The following is a 16526-nucleotide window of genomic DNA, read 5'->3' as shown; positions in this document are numbered from 1 at the left end:
AACAGCAGCACCGGAGGGGCCGTTCCTACTGACAGCSGAATGTACGAAACGGGCGAAGCGGTAAACGTACTAGGTAAGGGAAGCTTGGCAAAAACAGGCCACACGTTCGCGGGCTGGAATACGGCAGCTAATGGATTGGGGACGAACTACGCGGCAGGCGCGGCGCTTWYGATGGGRAACGCGAACGTAACGCTGTATGCGAAATGGACGTTGAACCCTACCTATATGCTTATGTATGACGGAAATGGAAGCACTGCAGGAACAGTGCCTACGGACAACGGAACGTACGAATCCGGCACATCGGTAACGGTGTTGGGTAATGGAAGCTTGGCGAGAACGGGCTATACATTTGCAGGCTGGAATACAGCAGCCAATGGATTGGGGACGAACTACGCGGCAGGCGCGGCGCTTATGATGGGGAACGCGAACGTAACGCTGTATGCGAAATGGATGTTGAACCCTACCTATATGCTTATGTATGACGGAAATGGAAGTACAGCAGGAGCAGTGCCTACTGACAGCGGAACGTACGAAACCGGCACATTGGTAACGGTGTTGGGTAATGGCAGCTTGGTAAGAACAGGCTATACGTTTGCCGGTTGGAACACTGCGGCAAATGGCAGCGGAACGAACTATGCGGCAGGCGCGGCGCTTACAATGGGGAACGCGAATGTAACGCTGTATGCGAAATGGACGTTGAACCCTACCTACACGGTCACGTATAACGAAAACGGAAGCACCGGAGGAACGGTGCCTACGGACAGCGGAACGTACGAATCCGGCACATCGGTAACGGTTTTGGGTAATGGCAGCTTGGTAAGGACAGGCTACACGTTCGCTGGCTGGAATACTGCAGCAAATGGCAGCGGAACGAACTATGCAGCAGGAGCAACATTCGCTATGGGAAGTGTGAACACGACGCTGTATGCACAGTGGACGTTGAGCCCTACCTACACGGTTACGTATGATGGTAACGGCAGCACCGGAGGAACGGTGCCAACGGACAACGGAACGTACGAATCCGGCATATCGGTAATGGTGTTGGGTAATGGAAGCTTGGTAAGAACAGGCTACACGTTTGCTGGCTGGAATACTGCGGCGAATGGCAGCGGAACGAACTATGCGGCAGGAGCAACATTCGCCATGGGAAGTGTGAACACGACGCTGTATGCGCAGTGGACGTTGAGCCCTACCTACACGGTTACGTATGATGGTAACGGCAGCACCGGTGGGACGGTGCCTACTGACAGCGGAACGTACGAGACTGGAGCAATTGCAACGGTAATTGGGAACAAAGGGGATTTAGTGAGATCAGGCTACACGTTTGCCGGCTGGAATACTGCGGCGAATGGCAGCGGAACGAACTATGCAGCAGGAGCAACATTCGCCATGGGAAGTGCGAATACGACGCTGTATGCGCAGTGGAGCGCAAACGCAAGCTCTGGCGGACCAAGTATCATCAAGGTAGTCTCAACGGACGGAAGATTAACACTGCCCGCAGGAGCCATAGGAGAGGTTAGCTTTGAAAATGATGTGAAAATATTTATTCCATCAGGGGCAACAGACAAGGAGTTAAAAATAACCGTTAAAAGAGATTTGGAAATCAAAAATCTTCTAATCAAACAAATGCATCCGGTCAGTGGCGTGTTTGAGATCTCGAAAAACATTGTAGAGAACTTCAAAAAATGGATAACGATATCCTTTGCATTTGAGCCTTCAAAATTGGCGGAGGGACAGCAACCGGGAGTATTCTATTTTGACGAAACAAAGAAAGCTTGGGTGGAGGTTGCCGGTAGCAAAATCGATGGCAACTGGATCTCGGTAGAAGTAAATCACTTAGCAAAATTTGCGGTACTATGTGTTGAATCAGTGAATGGCCTGGGAGTGCCTTGTGGGCCGTTAAATCCAAGTCCAGTACCTGAATTTAACGATATCACCGGGCATTGGGCAGCCACTTATATCAAACTGGCAGTAAGTAATGGAATCGTTAGCGGTTACCCAGACGGCACATTTAGGCCGAATGCTGCTGTTACACGAGCGGAATTTGTGGTGATGTTGATGAATGCGTTGAAGCCGAAGGCAGAAACGGCTAAGATATCTTTTACCGATACAGCGAAAATTGCACCTTGGGCGAAGGAAGCGGTAGCACGGGCGGTGCAAGCGGGTATTATCGGAGGCTTCGAGGATGGCAGTTTCCGCCCTGATAAAGCAGTGACTCGATTGGAGATGGCGGTGATGATTGCGAGAGCACTCGGCTTGAAGGCGGATGCGAATTCAACAACCGGCTTTGTGGATGATCATCAGATTCCAAACTGGGCGAAGGGCGCAGTAGCAGCGATGAGAAACTTGGGACTTGTCCGCGGCAAAAGCATGAATAAGTTTGCTCCCAATGATAAAACAACGCGGGCTGAGGCGACAACGATTCTATTGAGAATGCTGGAACAAAAGAACATGTAAAGCATGAATCAAAGTACGTCAGCAATAGACTCACAACAAATATTCAGCATGAATAATAAATTGAATATGCATGAATCGTAATAAACAATAAGCGATCTTCGAGAAGATAGTTATATCTTATCTCGAAGACCGCTTGTTTTGTATTAGCCGCAAAGAAGAGGACAGTATCCACAACGTGTATAGGCGACCTCAGGAGAAAATGGAGAAAGGCGAGGTTGCTTGTATGTAGTATGATCGTCGTGTTAGTTGTTGTATGATGGATTTAAGAACGATGGATGCAATAGGTACTTATAATATAGAACATAGAACTTAGGAGGATACATGTCCTGGAGCAAATTGAAGCAACAACTGGAGAGCTTTCTCTGTCCTGCGTTATATGGAAGGGTCGAATACCGTTCAACTAGCTACCGTTATTTACCTGATAAAGCTGGGCTTTGTTATATTGCGGTAGATAAAAAGAACGTTTTCAATATGAGTGATATAACGACCTTAATCAGATGGTATCAGACGGAACTGGAAATAAAGAATGATCCAGATATTCAGATTCCTATTAACGGCGAAGAACTTGAAGCGGTCAGAAAAGATACGAAGGGGAAGGTTCCAGAGGAACGTTTAATAGTCATTGCAAGGAGCAGAAAAATATCGGAACATGCAAAGGACCTTTTGTCAGCGCAGTCACAATTAAGCAAATCAAATTTTACCGTTATAGCTAATCAATACTTATCCACTTCTATAGAGGTAAGCCTTGAGAGCAGCGATATCCTATTGAATATTTTAGCTTTGGTGGATAGACGAGTTGGCAAAAAGCGAATATTAAACATGACGGAGAAGATGAAGTTAAAGCATCCAATCGTGCAGTATTTCTATGAGCTACGACGCAGTACGTTATGACAATAAATCATTTAAAAACCTCCAACGAGAGGTTTTTTCACGCGAACACATACTTACTGACCGATCAGTGTCGGTTATATATAGGATAATTTCGAAATGGATGCAATCTATTAAATGGATAAAGAGGATTAACGATGACAAGATACTGGACAAATCAAACGATAGAAGCGTGGGAGAAAGCCATAAAAGTGGGATACTTGGTTGGTAACCCTGATTTCGTCTGGGCAGAAATGCTTGAGAATTACCATTGGATGATGGAACATATGAAGAAGCGTCTCTCCTATTATTCTGGTGAGTATCCAATATGGCTATGGACAGAGAAGCCTGATCTTCGAAGAAGCGGTGATTTTAACGGTGGAACTCGTGCGGTAAGCCTTGAGGTAGAGATAACGAAATGAAAACAGCCGGTTTGGACTTCGTTCATCGTCCAAGTCGGCCGTTCCACTTTAATCATGATAACTGGTTTTTTGCGAGCTCTTTCCGTACGATCGGTGCTACCTTCGTGCCAAGCAGCTCAATGGCGTGCAGCACCTCGCGGTGAGGCATCGTTCCAACATTGACATGCAGGAAGAAACGGGTAACTCCTAGGTTTTTGCGAAGAAGAAGGATCTTCTCGGCTACGTATTCCGGATCGCCAACATATAGCGCGCCGCGCAGGCTGCGGGCTGCGTCATAAGCGCTGCGGTCGTAATTCTGGCGCCAGCCGCGCTCGCGTCCGATGACATTCATCTGTGCCTGCGTCGGCAGGAAAAACGAATCGGCAGCTTGCTCGGTTGTATCCGCGACGAAGCCGTGTGAATGCGTCGCTACGGACAGCTTGCTCGGATCATGGCCTGCCTTTGCTGCGGCTTCTTTATACAGCTTTACGAGCGGAGCGAAGCTCTCCGGCATACCTCCGATAATGGCGAACGCGATGGGAAGACCCAGTACACCCGCACGAATGGCGGACTCCGGGTTGCCGCCGCTTGCGATCCAGACCGGCAGCGGACTTTGAACGGATCTTGGGTATACGGCAAGATTATCGATGGCTGGGCGATGCCCGCCACGCCAGGTTACCTTCTCGGAATCACGGATAGCGAGCAGCAGCTCCAATTTTTCTTCGAATAGCTCTTCGTAATCATCCAGGCTATAGCCAAACAGCGGGAAGGACTCGATGAACGAGCCGCGGCCTGCCATAATTTCTGCACGCCCATTCGATAGGCCATCCAGAGTGGAGAAGGCTTGATAGACGCGCACGGGATCATCGGAGGACAGAACGGTTACCGCGCTTGTCAGACGAATATGCTTCGTCATTGCAGCGGCAGCTGCGAGTACGACTGCAGGCGAGGTGCCAGCGTAGTCAGCCCGATGATGCTCGCCGATCCCGTAGACATCAAGCCCGGCCTGATCGGCTAGCACAATTTCTTCGACCGCATTGCGAAGCCGCTCTGCATGGCTGATGACCTCTCCAGTCACTGGGTTTGGTGTCGTCTCCAAAAATGTACTTATTCCTATTTCCATGCTTGCAGCTAAATCCGTCATTTCAAAACTCCCCTTTCATTCCTTCTATTTTACTCATTTTTTTATGGTTTCTCAACTTTAGTAAGCTAAATTTTGAAGCGATGTGAGAAACGAACTTGGATGAGACCGTTGGAGTGGTTTTTCTGATTGGCAATGTATACAATTGATAGGTACCCTTTAGATAAAATCATCAAAACATATAGCGAGTATAGAAAATGAAAGTTTATAAAGCCGAAATGGAGGACGTGCAGCATGGGCTTATTCGATTTTTTTCGAAAAAAGAAAGTAGATGCGATGCTTGTGTCTGACTCGGATGTAAATCAAGGCTTGGATGAAGAAAAGCTTGCAGCGCTGCTTGCGCTTAGCAGAAGGCTGTCTGCTGGCAATGAAGATATCGTGCAAGAGGTTAGCGATGCCTATCTGGCCCCGAATGAATATTGTGAGAGATGGCAGGATCGGCTGGACGATCGGGGAATAACGGGTCCGATGGAGGGACTTCCTTGGATTGCATTGGTAGATGCGCTGATAGACGAAAGATTAGCCGATGAAATGGATTGGAAATCAGAGGGCAGCACCATTCTTTATGTAACCCGGAGATTAATTGCAAGGAAGCAGCTTCTCCCTCATGACAAGGACTGGTCCGAGTTTGAATACGATGAGCAGCAGCGGACAGAGTTTATGCTGGAAACGATGAAAAACAAGCTGCAAGCATACGGTATTGCGCTGGCATGCATGGATATTGAGAGTGACAGCTACGTTTTGATTGCGGTAGAAGCTGCGATGCTGGAAGAGTTGAAGCAATTGGCGGATACTGCCGGGTACCGGATTCATAATCACTTTAATCCTCATTGGAATTGAGCTAGAGGAGAATGATAATAAAACCACAAGGAACGGATTTTGTAGGACGTTTTTGCGAAAAAATAGGCTTAGTTAAATACGAGGTATGTTTTTTGATATAATAAGGGGAATGAATCTAGAACATGTGGAACAAGGAGAAAATATGAAAAGTAATGATTTTTTACCGATTATACTCGGAAGCGATGAGAATGCATATGGAAACGTACGGCTTATTCACGAGGCTTACCAGATCAAACCTTTGCTGCTGTGCACCCGGCTGTTAATTCCAACCATGCACAGTAAATTGTTCGACCTCATTCAAATTGATCGATTTGACCACGATGACGTATTCCCAGACGCTCTGCTTTCCATATTGGAAAAGCATAACGCCCCGAACAGAAAGCTTGTTGTCATTGCTTGCTCGGATTACTATGCCAGCATGTTGTCGCGTCACTATAGTAAGTTTAAGGGGCTTATTGCGAATCAGTTTATTTCGGAGGCTTTGCTTGATACGTTTGATACAAAAGATAAATTTTATACATTATGTGAAAAGCATGGACTGGACTATCCAAAAACGATTGTCTGTGAGCCGCATGAGCGCGAAAGAGCGTTGGAACAAATGGATTTCCAATTCCCTATCGTCGTAAAGCCTGAAAACAGCAATGCCATCGCTTATTTGCATTGTCATTTTGAAGGCAAAAAGAAAGTGTTTTTCTTTAAAACAAAAGCTGAGTATGTATCGATGGTTAATAACATGAACGCTTCCGATTATAAAGGGAAGTTAATTATACAGGAATTTATTCCTGGCGGTGATAGTTCGATGCGTGTCATGAATAGCTATTCCGATAACAATGGGAAAGTGAAAATGATGTGCCTCGGCCAGCCGGTGCTTGAGGAATATGCGCCGAAAACATTAGGCAACTATGCAGCAATTATTAGCCGTTCGGATATGGATATTTATCAAAGGGTAAAGACATTTCTTGAAGAAATCGGGTATGTCGGATTTTCAAATATCGATATGAAATACGACAGCCGAACAGGCAAATATATGCTGTTCGAAATTAACCCGCGGCTTGGCAGAAGCAGTTTTTTTGTGAGGGCGGGAGGACTTAACATGATGGCTGCGCTGATAGATAATGTGGTCTATGGCAAAAACGCAGACTGTATCTACAGCGATAACATTGCCCTATGGACAAATGTACCGAACGTTGTATTGCGGAAATATGTAACTGACCCGACATTATCTGCCGAGCTGAAAAAGCTGCACAAGCAGAAAAAAGTACTCAAAACGCTTTGGTATAAAAAGGATTTAAACGTGAAACGGGTTCTAAGAGTCTCACGGTACTATTTCGGCCATATAAACAATTACCGACGTTTTTATTTCAACAAGGAAAAGATGTAGTCACCGAATGGAGTGAATAAGCGCTTATCAAAATTGGCGCAGCTAATGACAAATAAATCCAGACGTGATTGTTAGAGTGAACGGCTAGCCGGGACAATCCTTTATAATGGGGAACGATAGACGTACGAATTATGGAGTAGTTAGCCGGATGGCAGCTGCTCCATTTTATTTCGGATCGAAGCATTCTGAGCGTTCTTATGCAGAAGAAAGAAGTGTTAGATTGGGCTAAGTTAGATGCTCCTGGTACTGAAGAATTAAATGAATGAATAGCTCTAATGAGATTAAATGACTCGAAAAAGCGGTCTCCTTGAAAGGGTTTCGCTGTGCTGCAGCCATTAGTTTCTGAGCCTTTTCCAGCGACCACCGGTTCGAGGCGACATGCCCAACAAGGCGTTCTATGTTCGCCGTAACGTTTTCCTCGGACAACGCTAGCACGGATTGAGACGATGGATAGTGAGCCAGTAAACGAAGCGATTGAGATTTCAGTTATATAATCGAAAGCTATAGTGTTGAGATTGCTGGCTGAGAGTGGCAAGCTCGTTAAAATAACGGGTGGGTTAGTCTATTTTTATGTGGCGAATTAAAACTGAATATTAAGTCGATGAAATGAATACGGGAATCGGCTGGACTAATGAATGTCCAGATACTCGAGCAATTCTCTTATTTAGAATGTAAAAAACTGACCGGGCAAGTTTTGGCTTGATCCGGTCAGTTTTTTTAGTTAGGGGCATTTTTGCTTAAACAAATGTGAACACTAATATATTAGAAGATTAGAACTTGAACGTTACTTTGATGGTTTTGACGAATTCGGAAACATCGCTTTCTGTAGCATTGAAACTAATTTTGTAGACGCCCGCTGTACCTGTAACCGATTTACTAGATACAAGGTATCCTGTAAGACCAACAGCAACCTTACCAACATTGAAAACAGTATAACCGTAAAGAGTCTTTTTACCCTCTTTACTTCTGTTTGAACTCTTGGTTATATTTGCTAGTAGCAGTAATGTTGGCAATAACTATAGAAACCTTAAGCTTACCTTCGCGTCAAGTCCAGCGCCGTTGCCGTAGGAACGACATCCGAGTGAAGAGGGTTGCCTCCGAACTCCAGTATGGCCACGATCCGCTCTTTCGCTCCGACTTCTAACTGGCCGTATTGCGTGCGGTCGTAGATCCATTCAGGCATGTGCCGGCGAACGTGCCAGGGAGCGGATTGGGCTAGCAGCATAACGTTCTGGATCAAACAGCATACCGCGGCGTAATCTTCTTCCCGTTTATGGAGATCAGCTTCTTCTTTCATCAGGACCAGCAGGTGAGTCTGCGAAGGATTGCCTAGAGACGGCTGAATCGAGCGGGCTGCCTCGCCGCCATCGACGTAAATAAAACGCCAGGGCTCTCGCAGGCCGTCGTTCGGCGCCCAGACCGCCACATTAAGCATTTCCAGCACGTGTTGAGGTGTGATGCGCGCTGGCTCCGCATGCGAGCTTGAATCGACTCCGCCCAGCAGGGTCCATTTTTGCTCCGCGGGTGTTCGCTTCCGGGCTCTTGGTGTTTTCTCGAAGTAGCCGACACTTAGAATGCCAGCGAACCGTTCCCCGTCCTTCAATCCGATTTCTTTATAGAATGCCTCGTTCTTGATCACCGGATCGGTGTACCAGATCATGCCCAGCCCTTGCTTCCATCCGAGCAACTGAAAATTTTGTATGATGCTGCAAACTGCGGCGTAATGGGCATCGCTCTCGCGCTCATCGTCCGATGCTTCCGAGACGAAGACCAGATGGGCGGGAGTCTGCGTAATTTGTCGGGTGTAGATGTCCATCATTTTATCCGGGATAAGTTTGCCGAACGTGCTTTCCTTGACTTTGGCGATCATGCTCTTTCCCAATCTTAGACGCGCATCAAACGTGTCGTAGTAGGTGCAGCGCCAGCGCGGTTGCTCTTCGGCCGCGTATAGGTTTGCGGCTTGCTCAAGCAAGGATGCGATCAGCTCTTGCTTGATCGGCGTAGATTTAAACCTGCGAATGGTTCTTCGTTCTTTTATCGTTGCGGAAAATTCCAATAGAATCCCTCCAGTCTAATCCGAATATGATTTTTCAGGCTTCGTTATTTTGTTTACTGGTAAACTATATATCAGTAAAACGGAGAAGTCAATCAACAGAATTCAGGATATAATACGGATTTGACTGTTTATTTTCTGTTTGATATATTAGTTAACAAAGTAATGATAATAAGAAATAGTAGCATCATCTATTTGCAAAAAAAAGGGGATGTCATCGGATGATTCCTTCCGAATCGCTCAAGCGATTGTTGTATGGCCGGTTTCTTCACTACACGCATTTAACCGAGCAGATGTTTTCAAGCGAGATCGACGGTTTCGCGGAGCTTGCGCGAGAGCACGGAATCTCTTCGTTTCCGAACAGCATGACAAGCGTTCACGTCATCGATTGCATCGGCAACAACGAACCGATCAATAACGTGTCCATCGCGGAGAAGATGAACCTGTCCAAGGCTAGCATCACGAAGATCAGCACAAAGCTGCTTCAGGAAGGTTACATTAAGCGAAGTCAGTTGAACGACAACAAGAAGGAAGTGTATTTCAGCCTGTCTTTCAAAGGAAAGCGGATCTTCGAGGTGCACGCTTTGATGCATGAACAGATTGAGCGAAATTTCATTAGCCTCATGAGCTCTTTCACGGAAGCGGAGCTGCAGGCGTCTTTGAAGTTTTTTCAAATGATGATCGATCAGGGAGATAGCTTCATGAAGGGTGACGATAAGGCGGGAACGAGCGAGGAAGGCCAGGTCGGCGGCTAAACTTTCTCCGCACCCTCCCTGTACCTGCCCCTATAGTGACTTGATGAAACTACTATAAAATACGGCCACTCATTAGAAATGACTGGTTCCGTACTTCTGAGTTAGACAAGATGACGAAACATTTGGATCCATATGATCTTTTTGTATTGAGCTAACGGAAACGATAGTTCAATGCCGAATGGCTACATTGAAGTATAAGAAGTTATATATACGATGCTAGTTCTTTTGATACGCCTTTGCTGTTACAGAAAGGGAGTACGTTTGTACCAGTACGTTTTGTGTCTGAGCTGTTGGAATCGACCGTAGAATATATGGCGAATCACAAAACCGTAATCTTATTCGAGAAAAAAATAGCTCTGTATATTTCAGCTCTTCTTACCCGCATATATGGCGGGTTTTTATTTTTAATTAGGCATGTTCTTGAGACGTGCAAAAATACATTCGGGGAGAAGCAATTCTCATATCTTTAAAAATTGGTAAGGTACGCCGATGATCTCGCCATTCTTTGCCGATACAAACCGTAGGCGCTCAAGGCGATAACGAGATAAAGTATCGACTACGTTCAATTCGTTAACCCTGATTACTTGGATGAAGCTATTGTTCAAACATTACGACAAGCAGCAAACGGACAGCATCGTTTAAGATTATGCGCGCCGCCAACATGTTGATGTTAATGGGAGTCTTTTGAAGTATACTTCTCCACCATGGTATTCAAATAATTTCGAAATTCTTCAACATAGGTTTTCGGCTCTACTATTTCCAAATATGTCCCGAAGCTCGCTAAAAATTGAAAGCCAATACTGTTTTGTGGAACATAGATGGTGGCTAAAAAATATTCAGAGTTGTAGTATTCCATACTCTTTCGACCGTACCTTTCAATGAATCGATCTGTTATGCTAGGCGAAATCAACGCCTTAATCGCGACTAGTTGCGGTTGATAACTTGCTTCATGTTCTTGTTCCAATAAATAATCCCTAGGGTTAAATGTGTTTTCATCCATAATAAGATGATCGATCCTGGATAATTTAAATGTTCTATATCTCTGGCGTTGCAAACAGAATCCCTTCAAGTACCAACTCGATTCGCTAAAATGAAGCTGATATGGCTCGACAATTCTATTCGTTGTGGTCCCATTTCTATCTATATAATCAAATGAAACTAAGCTTCTTTTTAATATCGATTCTTGGCATATCTTCAAGGTTTGAAGAACCTCAGACCGTCCCTCCCAATCATAAAATGACAGTTGGATCGAACCTTTCGTAGACAAAGGGCTAACCATGGCTTCTATTTTTCTTATCGTCACTTCAACTTCCTCGCTAATTAGAATTTGTTCCAATCCACTGAGTGCAGTCAATATATTCTCCAAGTCGGAGCTGCTTAAAAGACGTTTATCGACCTTGTATTCATCCATAATGCCGTAGCCGCCATTAATTCCAATGACAGAATAGATCGGAATGTTTGATAAGCTCAGTGTTTCCATATCACGAAGAATCGTTCTTTTGGAAACGTTAAATAATTGAGCGAATTCTTTTGTTGAAACGATATTTTCTTTTCTCAGCAATATCATGATGATAGATATTAATCTCTCAACCTTCTCCATATTTTCTCCTCTGTTTTTGTGCTTTTTTTAAAAGGATGACATACGTATGTCACCGATTATATATTATACTTCATTTATTACAAGAAGGAGGTATAACTTTATGGCAGCTATTGCATATGTAAATTTTGATGGAATCACAGAACAAGCGATTGAATTTTATTCGGAGGCTTTACATGCAAACGAGGTGAAAACGGTAAAATTCAGCGATTTTCCGCAAGATCCAAACTATCCATTGCCAGAAAATGAATTAAATATGATCATGGAATCTTCAATCGAATTCGCTGGCGGGAAAATCATGATGTCGGATATTCTGCCTTCGATGAAGAGTGTAACGGGCGAGTTGGTTAAAGGAAACAATATAATGATTAGTCTCGTTATTGATGATAAACAGACACTGGAAAATTACTTTTCTAATTTGTCTGTAGGCGGTTATGTTATCATGCCGTTATCAGAAATGCCTTGGTCCTCCTGCTTCGGAATGTTGGCTGATAAATTCGGTGTTGTTTGGAAGTTTAATAGTGATGCTGATAAGTTCCTTGATAGAGTAATTTCCAACAAACAGTAACTCATTCTAAAAAAATGGTCTTGCAACTGAAGACCATTTTTTTATGCTGCTTATTCAAGCTGTGGAGTCGTGTTAGTATAAAGTAAAGCCAAGGTGCAGAAGACTGAGAAATGCGGTTCATAAATTGAACCATCCAAAAATCGCAACGAATATATAAAAAGCAGTGCCGGACGTTATCCATAATGGAAAAATAGGAGGACTTTATGAAAATACATTTCATACTATTCGTTTCATCCGTTACACAGGAATGCGAAAGGGATGCCCATGCGTCGCTTATGAAAACATTTGATTCTGCGATTCGTCCCATGCAAGGGGATATCATCGATGATCCAGGCTTTGACTCGGATTATCACAACGGCTACGAAGTGGTCAAAATTACGATGAATTATGCTTCTGAAGAATGCTGGGTTTCGTTGTCCCCGCTAGCCATAGAGTTGGAGAACATACATATAGAAACATATATCGCGAAACTTAAGGCTAACGGTTGGCGACCTTTCTCAAAGGATAATGACTAGTCTTTTTCAATAAATATATGTTTTCACACATAAATACGTTTATATGAAACGACTGCCTTTGCCACAGAGGATGGCGACAGTCGTTTACGCTTATAATATGACATACAGTCGTCCAATTAAGGGTTGTATACTGGGGATAGGAGTGAATGCATTCGAACAGTATTCCTATTTAATTGACGAAGAAAGAGGATGAAGCAAATGGAATTTACGGAAGCAGTTGAGCGTTCCGTTCAAATTAGAAAAAAATATCATGCTTTGGAAAAAACGCATCATGGAACGGAATGGACAATCGAAGAAGATGCATTGGCATTTTTGACAGATGCCGGATTGGTAGGGAGACTGACGATGTCACAGCAGGGGCGCTGGCCAACAAGCGGAGAACCGGCCTTGGAACTGAAACATAAGCTTGGTGAAAGCATATGGTGGCTGACCATTTTAGCTGATCGGATGAATATAGATATTGTTGAAGCAGTAGATCAATTCTTAACCAAAACGGAGGAACGGTTAGCGGAATAATGGAGCGGTGATGAAATAGGGAAATAGAAGAAAATTAGAATAGAAATAGAAGAATAATAGAAGAAAGAATGGGAAACCATTGCAAAATAAAGAAGCGGCAGTCTTGGATGAGAATAAAAACGGTGGCTGCCGCTGTTTGCTTTAATATTTCAATTTGAGTAGGTTGCGTTCGCCACTAAATGTTGTCGTATTGAAAAGCATCAGTACATCCTCGATGCCATTCTCCGCCATATAGTCACTGATGCTGCCATTATAATAACGAATGTCAATGACATGGATATCCTGCACATGCTGTGTCAGAAATGGCAGGAAGCTATGGGCGTAAGAATCTTTAATGACGAGCATTTTATCCAGCTGGGCCTGGTTAGCCGGAAGCTTGCTATGCAATGTTATAAGCGCATGGACGCCGCCAAGGAAATAAGAATACTTATCTTTTTTCGCCAAATAGCTTGGGTCGTACATGCTGTTGACCGTTTGGTCCATGTCGGCAATATACATGTCGGTTTGGATGCCGCTCTTGTCCTTATAAGCTTCAATGGCATCGGGCTTCACGCCGCTGAACTGGCTGCGTGTATGATAGCTGCCAAGAAACGAGTCGGTAATCGTTTCAATAGCAAAATCGCTCTCCGCAGCCGGCGTCCAGCCCATCTGCTTGGCATATGCGGCGTAGGCAAGGTAAGCGCCATACGTAGTCCAGTGGTGGTCTGTTTTATAATAAATAGGTTTATCAGAGTGTGCTGCGCTGTCGAGAAAATCAAAGCCGTCCATAAAGGTCAGGCTGCCTTGCACCTGCTTGCCGATAAAGCGATTGATCTCATCCTGCGGATAAGCTTCAGCGAGCCACGGCAAGCGCTCTGGATATAACCCAATCGAGGTGGGGGCTAGCATGAACGTCATATTGGCGTTCGGGTGATTCTGCGCATACAGCTGCACCGCAGCGGCGTATTCCTTTATTTCCGCATAAGCAGGTGCACTCAGCTTTTCGAATAAATAACCGTCGGCCCCTTTGTAAATACCGTTGTTTTCCTGCTGAAGTCGCAGCTGCTCAAGCATAGACTTCGTCCACACCCATTGATTGCGGAATGGAAAATGATCGGTAACGTAGCTTTCTGATTCGTCTGAAAATGTTTTGGACCACAGATTGTCCCAGGTTAGCTTAGGCGCTTTCTGCAGCGTACGGTTCTCCACATCAGAGAACGCTTGGATCGGCAATAGAAAGAACAATAATGACATGGTGAACAAAAGGGCTACGAAGCCCCATACATATATGCGGTCTGTCATCTTGCTCAATGCAGCGGCCTCCTTCCTTATTCGTTAGAATCGGAAATATAAGAATGGATTAAATGTAGCATCGACTAAATATGCCACTGACATGAAGAAAAGCATGGCGTGCCAGCCAAGCTGGATGACTGGACTTGAGCCGGGTTTTTCCCGGCGCTTCGGCAAAGACGCAATGGTCAATAAGACGAGTAAAATAGCGTTTGTATATAACAGATACAGCGATTCATTATTCCATACAGGCTGATGATTCATGCCGAACATGGCGCCAAAATACGCACCCATATCCGATAAGTCCTCAAAGGCGAAAAATACCCAGCCGATTAGAATAAGAAGCAGCGCATAGACATGCCGGACCCAAGCAGGCACCCGCAGCAGAAGCTTCAACGCGAACCATTTCTCCAAGACGAGCACGACTCCGAAATACAACCCCCATAGCAGGAAGTTCCAGCTTGCTCCATGCCAGATCCCGGTTAGCAGCCAGACGATCATAATGTTACGAAGCTGCTTCCATGGACCTTTGCGGTTCCCGCCTAACGGAATATATAGATAGTCTCTGAACCAGGTACTAAGCGATATATGCCAGCGTCTCCAAAAATCGGTGATGCTTTGCGCCGTATAAGGGCGGTTGAAGTTTTCATTGAAACGGAAGCCGAACATCATGCCGAGCCCGATCGCCATATCCGAATACCCGCTGAAATCGAAATAGATTTGAAAAGCAAATGCAATAATGCCTAGCCAAGCGGTAAGAGCGGGAAGCGAATCTGTGCCTGAGCTGGATATAGTATTCCACATTAAACCAATATTGTTGGCTAACAGTACTTTTTTGGCTAATCCGATAATAAAACGCCTAACTCCTTCCGCAAACAGCGGGGCGTTGACGGTGCGATGGCGAAGCTGCTCGGCAATGGTCGAATATTGTACGATGGGCCCCGCGACAAGCTGAGGAAACAAAGCGACGAAGGTGCCAAAGTCGAGCCAATTGCGCTGTGCCTTGGCCGTTCCCCTATAGACGTCAATAATGTAGGACATCGATTGAAAGGTATAGAAGGAAATACCGATTGGCAGCGCCAGCTCCGTTAATGGAATTTGGGTGCCGATTAGGCTATTGACGTTCTGGATGAGGAAATCGGCGTATTTGAAATACCCAAGCAAGCTTAAATTGACGATGATCGAGGCGACAACGATCCATTTCCGCTGCGCGCTGCTGCGCTTCGGATTGCTGAGCAGCAGTCCGAAGCTGAAGTCCGTAACCGTAGAGAGCAGCATGATTGCAATGTATACGGGCTCGCCCCATGCGTAGAAAACGAGGCTTGTCGCGAACAATACAAGGTTTTTGATTCGCCACGGTGACACGAAATAGAGCAGCAGCACGGCAGGCAGGAATAGAAAGAGAAACAGTAGGCTGCTAAATACCATACTCGTTATTTTTGCTCGAAATACGTATCGAAGGCAGCAACGAATTTATCTGCTTCCTCGGAAATAATGAATAATACGTAGTTGCCTTTCGTGACGAGCTTATAATTTTTAGCATTTTCATATTGATCCTGAAGATACGTTTCGAACGTTTTTTGCACGTCGGCGGCACGTTTTTTCACGCCTTCTTCAACGGCTGCGACATTCTTGGCGTCCTTCACTTTGAATAAGGCAATTTCATTGGTTTTTACATTCATCATCGGAGACATAATCGTATATTCTTCCATCAGCGCGGGGTCAATATAGAACATTTGCTTCACCATATCGCCGGTCATTTCGATTAGCGCTGGCTGTTCGATGGTAGCCAGCATACCGTCCACGATTTCTTTGGTTGTTTTCGTCGTAACAGCGGCTTGCTCTTTATTCGTTGTGTTGCTCCCGCCTGCGTTATTATTCGAGCCGGTATCCGAGCAGGCAGTCAGCGCCAATCCAAGCGCAATAACGAGCATAAAAGCGAAGTAATTTTTCTTCATTCAGTTTAATCTCCTTGGTGTCTTTTATTTTGTTTTTCAAATAATAACGACGAAACTAAAATCGTTATTGTTGCTGTTCGCGTTATTATGGTAAAAAATGACGCGAAGCATGCGTGATTGCCGTTAAGGGCAGCGAGCGCTACGAAGGATGATACGGTATTGCCTTGGCTTCATAAGGTGAAGGGGCTCGCGGAATGTGGAAAAGCGA

General features: G+C 45.0%; 16 protein-coding genes. 10 read left to right on the top strand and 6 right to left on the bottom strand.

The window, feature by feature from the left end; translation table 11 throughout:
* The 3 genes from AB4Z29_RS29255 to AB4Z29_RS29245 all read left to right on the top strand — a co-directional run.
* The coding region (locus AB4Z29_RS29255; RefSeq protein ID WP_441946483.1) for an InlB B-repeat-containing protein at positions 1 to 2457 on the top strand (2457 nt) is incomplete at its 5' end.
* Positions 2458 to 2778: 321 nt separating this feature from the next.
* Positions 2779 to 3348, top strand: coding sequence for an SF0329 family protein (locus tag AB4Z29_RS29250; protein ID WP_441946482.1), 570 nt, complete (start codon positions 2779 to 2781; stop codon positions 3346 to 3348).
* Between the two features lie 134 nt (positions 3349 to 3482).
* Positions 3483 to 3746: a DUF3841 domain-containing protein gene (locus tag AB4Z29_RS29245; RefSeq protein ID WP_441946481.1), complete on the top strand. Its 264-nt coding sequence runs from the start codon at positions 3483 to 3485 to the stop codon at positions 3744 to 3746.
* 52 nt (positions 3747 to 3798) lie between these two features.
* Here the strand turns inward: AB4Z29_RS29245 and AB4Z29_RS29240 are convergent, their stop codons facing one another.
* Positions 3799 to 4869: an LLM class flavin-dependent oxidoreductase gene (locus AB4Z29_RS29240; protein ID WP_441946480.1), complete on the bottom strand. Its 1071-nt coding sequence runs from the start codon at positions 4867 to 4869 to the stop codon at positions 3799 to 3801.
* A 231-nt stretch (positions 4870 to 5100) separates the two neighbouring features.
* Between AB4Z29_RS29240 and AB4Z29_RS29235 the strand changes: the two genes are divergently transcribed.
* On the top strand, positions 5101 to 5706 hold the full coding sequence (locus AB4Z29_RS29235; RefSeq protein WP_441946479.1) for a DUF6630 family protein: 606 nt from the start codon (positions 5101 to 5103) through the stop codon (positions 5704 to 5706).
* Positions 5707 to 5848: 142 nt separating this feature from the next.
* Positions 5849 to 7087 carry a carboxylate--amine ligase gene (locus AB4Z29_RS29230; protein ID WP_441946478.1) on the top strand — a complete coding sequence of 413 codons (1239 nt, stop codon included), beginning with the start codon at positions 5849 to 5851 and terminating at the stop codon, positions 7085 to 7087.
* A 1033-nt stretch (positions 7088 to 8120) separates the two neighbouring features.
* Here the strand turns inward: AB4Z29_RS29230 and AB4Z29_RS29225 are convergent.
* Complete coding sequence (locus tag AB4Z29_RS29225) at positions 8121 to 9143, bottom strand: nitroreductase family protein (protein WP_441946477.1); 1023 nt, start codon at positions 9141 to 9143, stop codon at positions 8121 to 8123.
* Positions 9144 to 9361: 218 nt separating this feature from the next.
* On the opposite strand from AB4Z29_RS29225, the gene AB4Z29_RS29220 reads away from it, so the two are divergent.
* Together AB4Z29_RS29220 and AB4Z29_RS29215 are read left to right on the top strand one after the other, a co-directional pair.
* The gene (locus tag AB4Z29_RS29220) at positions 9362 to 9895 is read left to right on the top strand and encodes a MarR family transcriptional regulator (protein ID WP_441946476.1); all 534 of its coding nucleotides are present in this window, start codon (positions 9362 to 9364) and stop codon (positions 9893 to 9895) included.
* Between the two features lie 236 nt (positions 9896 to 10131).
* A complete protein-coding gene (locus AB4Z29_RS29215; protein ID WP_441946475.1) occupies positions 10132 to 10365 on the top strand; it encodes a stalk domain-containing protein in 234 nt (77 codons plus the stop codon).
* A 200-nt stretch (positions 10366 to 10565) separates the two neighbouring features.
* Here AB4Z29_RS29215 and AB4Z29_RS29210 read toward each other — a convergent pair whose 3' ends face one another.
* Positions 10566 to 11495, bottom strand: coding sequence for a helix-turn-helix transcriptional regulator (locus tag AB4Z29_RS29210; RefSeq protein ID WP_441946474.1), 930 nt, complete (start codon positions 11493 to 11495; stop codon positions 10566 to 10568).
* Between the two features lie 100 nt (positions 11496 to 11595).
* Between AB4Z29_RS29210 and AB4Z29_RS29205 the strand changes: the two genes are divergently transcribed.
* The 3 genes from AB4Z29_RS29205 (at position 11596) to AB4Z29_RS29195 (ending at position 13091) form a co-directional block, all read left to right on the top strand.
* Positions 11596 to 12060: a VOC family protein gene (locus tag AB4Z29_RS29205; protein WP_441946473.1), complete on the top strand. Its 465-nt coding sequence runs from the start codon at positions 11596 to 11598 to the stop codon at positions 12058 to 12060.
* Between the two features lie 203 nt (positions 12061 to 12263).
* Complete coding sequence (locus tag AB4Z29_RS29200) at positions 12264 to 12575, top strand: hypothetical protein (protein WP_441946472.1); 312 nt, start codon at positions 12264 to 12266, stop codon at positions 12573 to 12575.
* 198 nt (positions 12576 to 12773) lie between these two features.
* Positions 12774 to 13091 carry a MazG-like protein gene (locus AB4Z29_RS29195; protein ID WP_441946471.1) on the top strand — a complete coding sequence of 106 codons (318 nt, stop codon included), beginning with the start codon at positions 12774 to 12776 and terminating at the stop codon, positions 13089 to 13091.
* 141 nt (positions 13092 to 13232) lie between these two features.
* Here AB4Z29_RS29195 and AB4Z29_RS29190 read toward each other — a convergent pair whose 3' ends face one another.
* Genes AB4Z29_RS29190 through AB4Z29_RS29180 form a run of 3 tightly spaced genes read right to left on the bottom strand, consistent with a single transcriptional unit; the run spans position 13233 to position 16318 of the window.
* Positions 13233 to 14372: a DHHW family protein gene (locus AB4Z29_RS29190; protein ID WP_441946484.1), complete on the bottom strand. Its 1140-nt coding sequence runs from the start codon at positions 14370 to 14372 to the stop codon at positions 13233 to 13235.
* A gap of 33 nt (positions 14373 to 14405) precedes the next feature.
* Positions 14406 to 15788 carry an MBOAT family O-acyltransferase gene (locus AB4Z29_RS29185; protein ID WP_441946470.1) on the bottom strand — a complete coding sequence of 461 codons (1383 nt, stop codon included), beginning with the start codon at positions 15786 to 15788 and terminating at the stop codon, positions 14406 to 14408.
* 5 nt (positions 15789 to 15793) lie between these two features.
* Positions 15794 to 16318, bottom strand: coding sequence for a DUF4358 domain-containing protein (locus AB4Z29_RS29180; protein ID WP_441946469.1), 525 nt, complete (start codon positions 16316 to 16318; stop codon positions 15794 to 15796).
* Between the last annotated feature and the right edge of the window lie 208 nt (positions 16319 to 16526).

This window comes from Paenibacillus sp. 2TAB23 (assembly GCF_052115165.1).
In the GTDB taxonomy this organism is placed as follows: domain Bacteria; phylum Bacillota; class Bacilli; order Paenibacillales; family Paenibacillaceae; genus Pristimantibacillus.
Note: the sequence above shows the minus strand (reverse complement) of the source record. Positions and strands in the feature narration are given on the sequence as shown.

Bases quoted from the DNA above. Each gene is read 5' to 3' on its own strand.
- AB4Z29_RS29250 (WP_441946482.1), top strand. From the start codon at position 2,779: ATGTCCTGGAGCAAATTGAAGCAACAACTGGAGAGCTTTCTCTGTCCT.
- AB4Z29_RS29245 (WP_441946481.1), top strand. From the start codon at position 3,483: ATGACAAGATACTGGACAAATCAAACGATAGAAGCGTGGGAGAAAGCC.
- AB4Z29_RS29240 (WP_441946480.1), bottom strand. From the start codon at position 4,869: ATGACGGATTTAGCTGCAAGCATGGAAATAGGAATAAGTACATTTTTG.
- AB4Z29_RS29235 (WP_441946479.1), top strand. From the start codon at position 5,101: ATGGGCTTATTCGATTTTTTTCGAAAAAAGAAAGTAGATGCGATGCTT.
- AB4Z29_RS29230 (WP_441946478.1), top strand. From the start codon at position 5,849: ATGAAAAGTAATGATTTTTTACCGATTATACTCGGAAGCGATGAGAAT.
- AB4Z29_RS29220 (WP_441946476.1), top strand. From the start codon at position 9,362: ATGATTCCTTCCGAATCGCTCAAGCGATTGTTGTATGGCCGGTTTCTT.
- AB4Z29_RS29210 (WP_441946474.1), bottom strand. From the start codon at position 11,495: ATGGAGAAGGTTGAGAGATTAATATCTATCATCATGATATTGCTGAGA.
- AB4Z29_RS29205 (WP_441946473.1), top strand. From the start codon at position 11,596: ATGGCAGCTATTGCATATGTAAATTTTGATGGAATCACAGAACAAGCG.
- AB4Z29_RS29200 (WP_441946472.1), top strand. From the start codon at position 12,264: ATGAAAATACATTTCATACTATTCGTTTCATCCGTTACACAGGAATGC.
- AB4Z29_RS29195 (WP_441946471.1), top strand. From the start codon at position 12,774: ATGGAATTTACGGAAGCAGTTGAGCGTTCCGTTCAAATTAGAAAAAAA.
- AB4Z29_RS29190 (WP_441946484.1), bottom strand. From the start codon at position 14,372: ATGACAGACCGCATATATGTATGGGGCTTCGTAGCCCTTTTGTTCACC.
- AB4Z29_RS29185 (WP_441946470.1), bottom strand. From the start codon at position 15,788: ATGGTATTTAGCAGCCTACTGTTTCTCTTTCTATTCCTGCCTGCCGTG.
- AB4Z29_RS29180 (WP_441946469.1), bottom strand. From the start codon at position 16,318: ATGAAGAAAAATTACTTCGCTTTTATGCTCGTTATTGCGCTTGGATTG.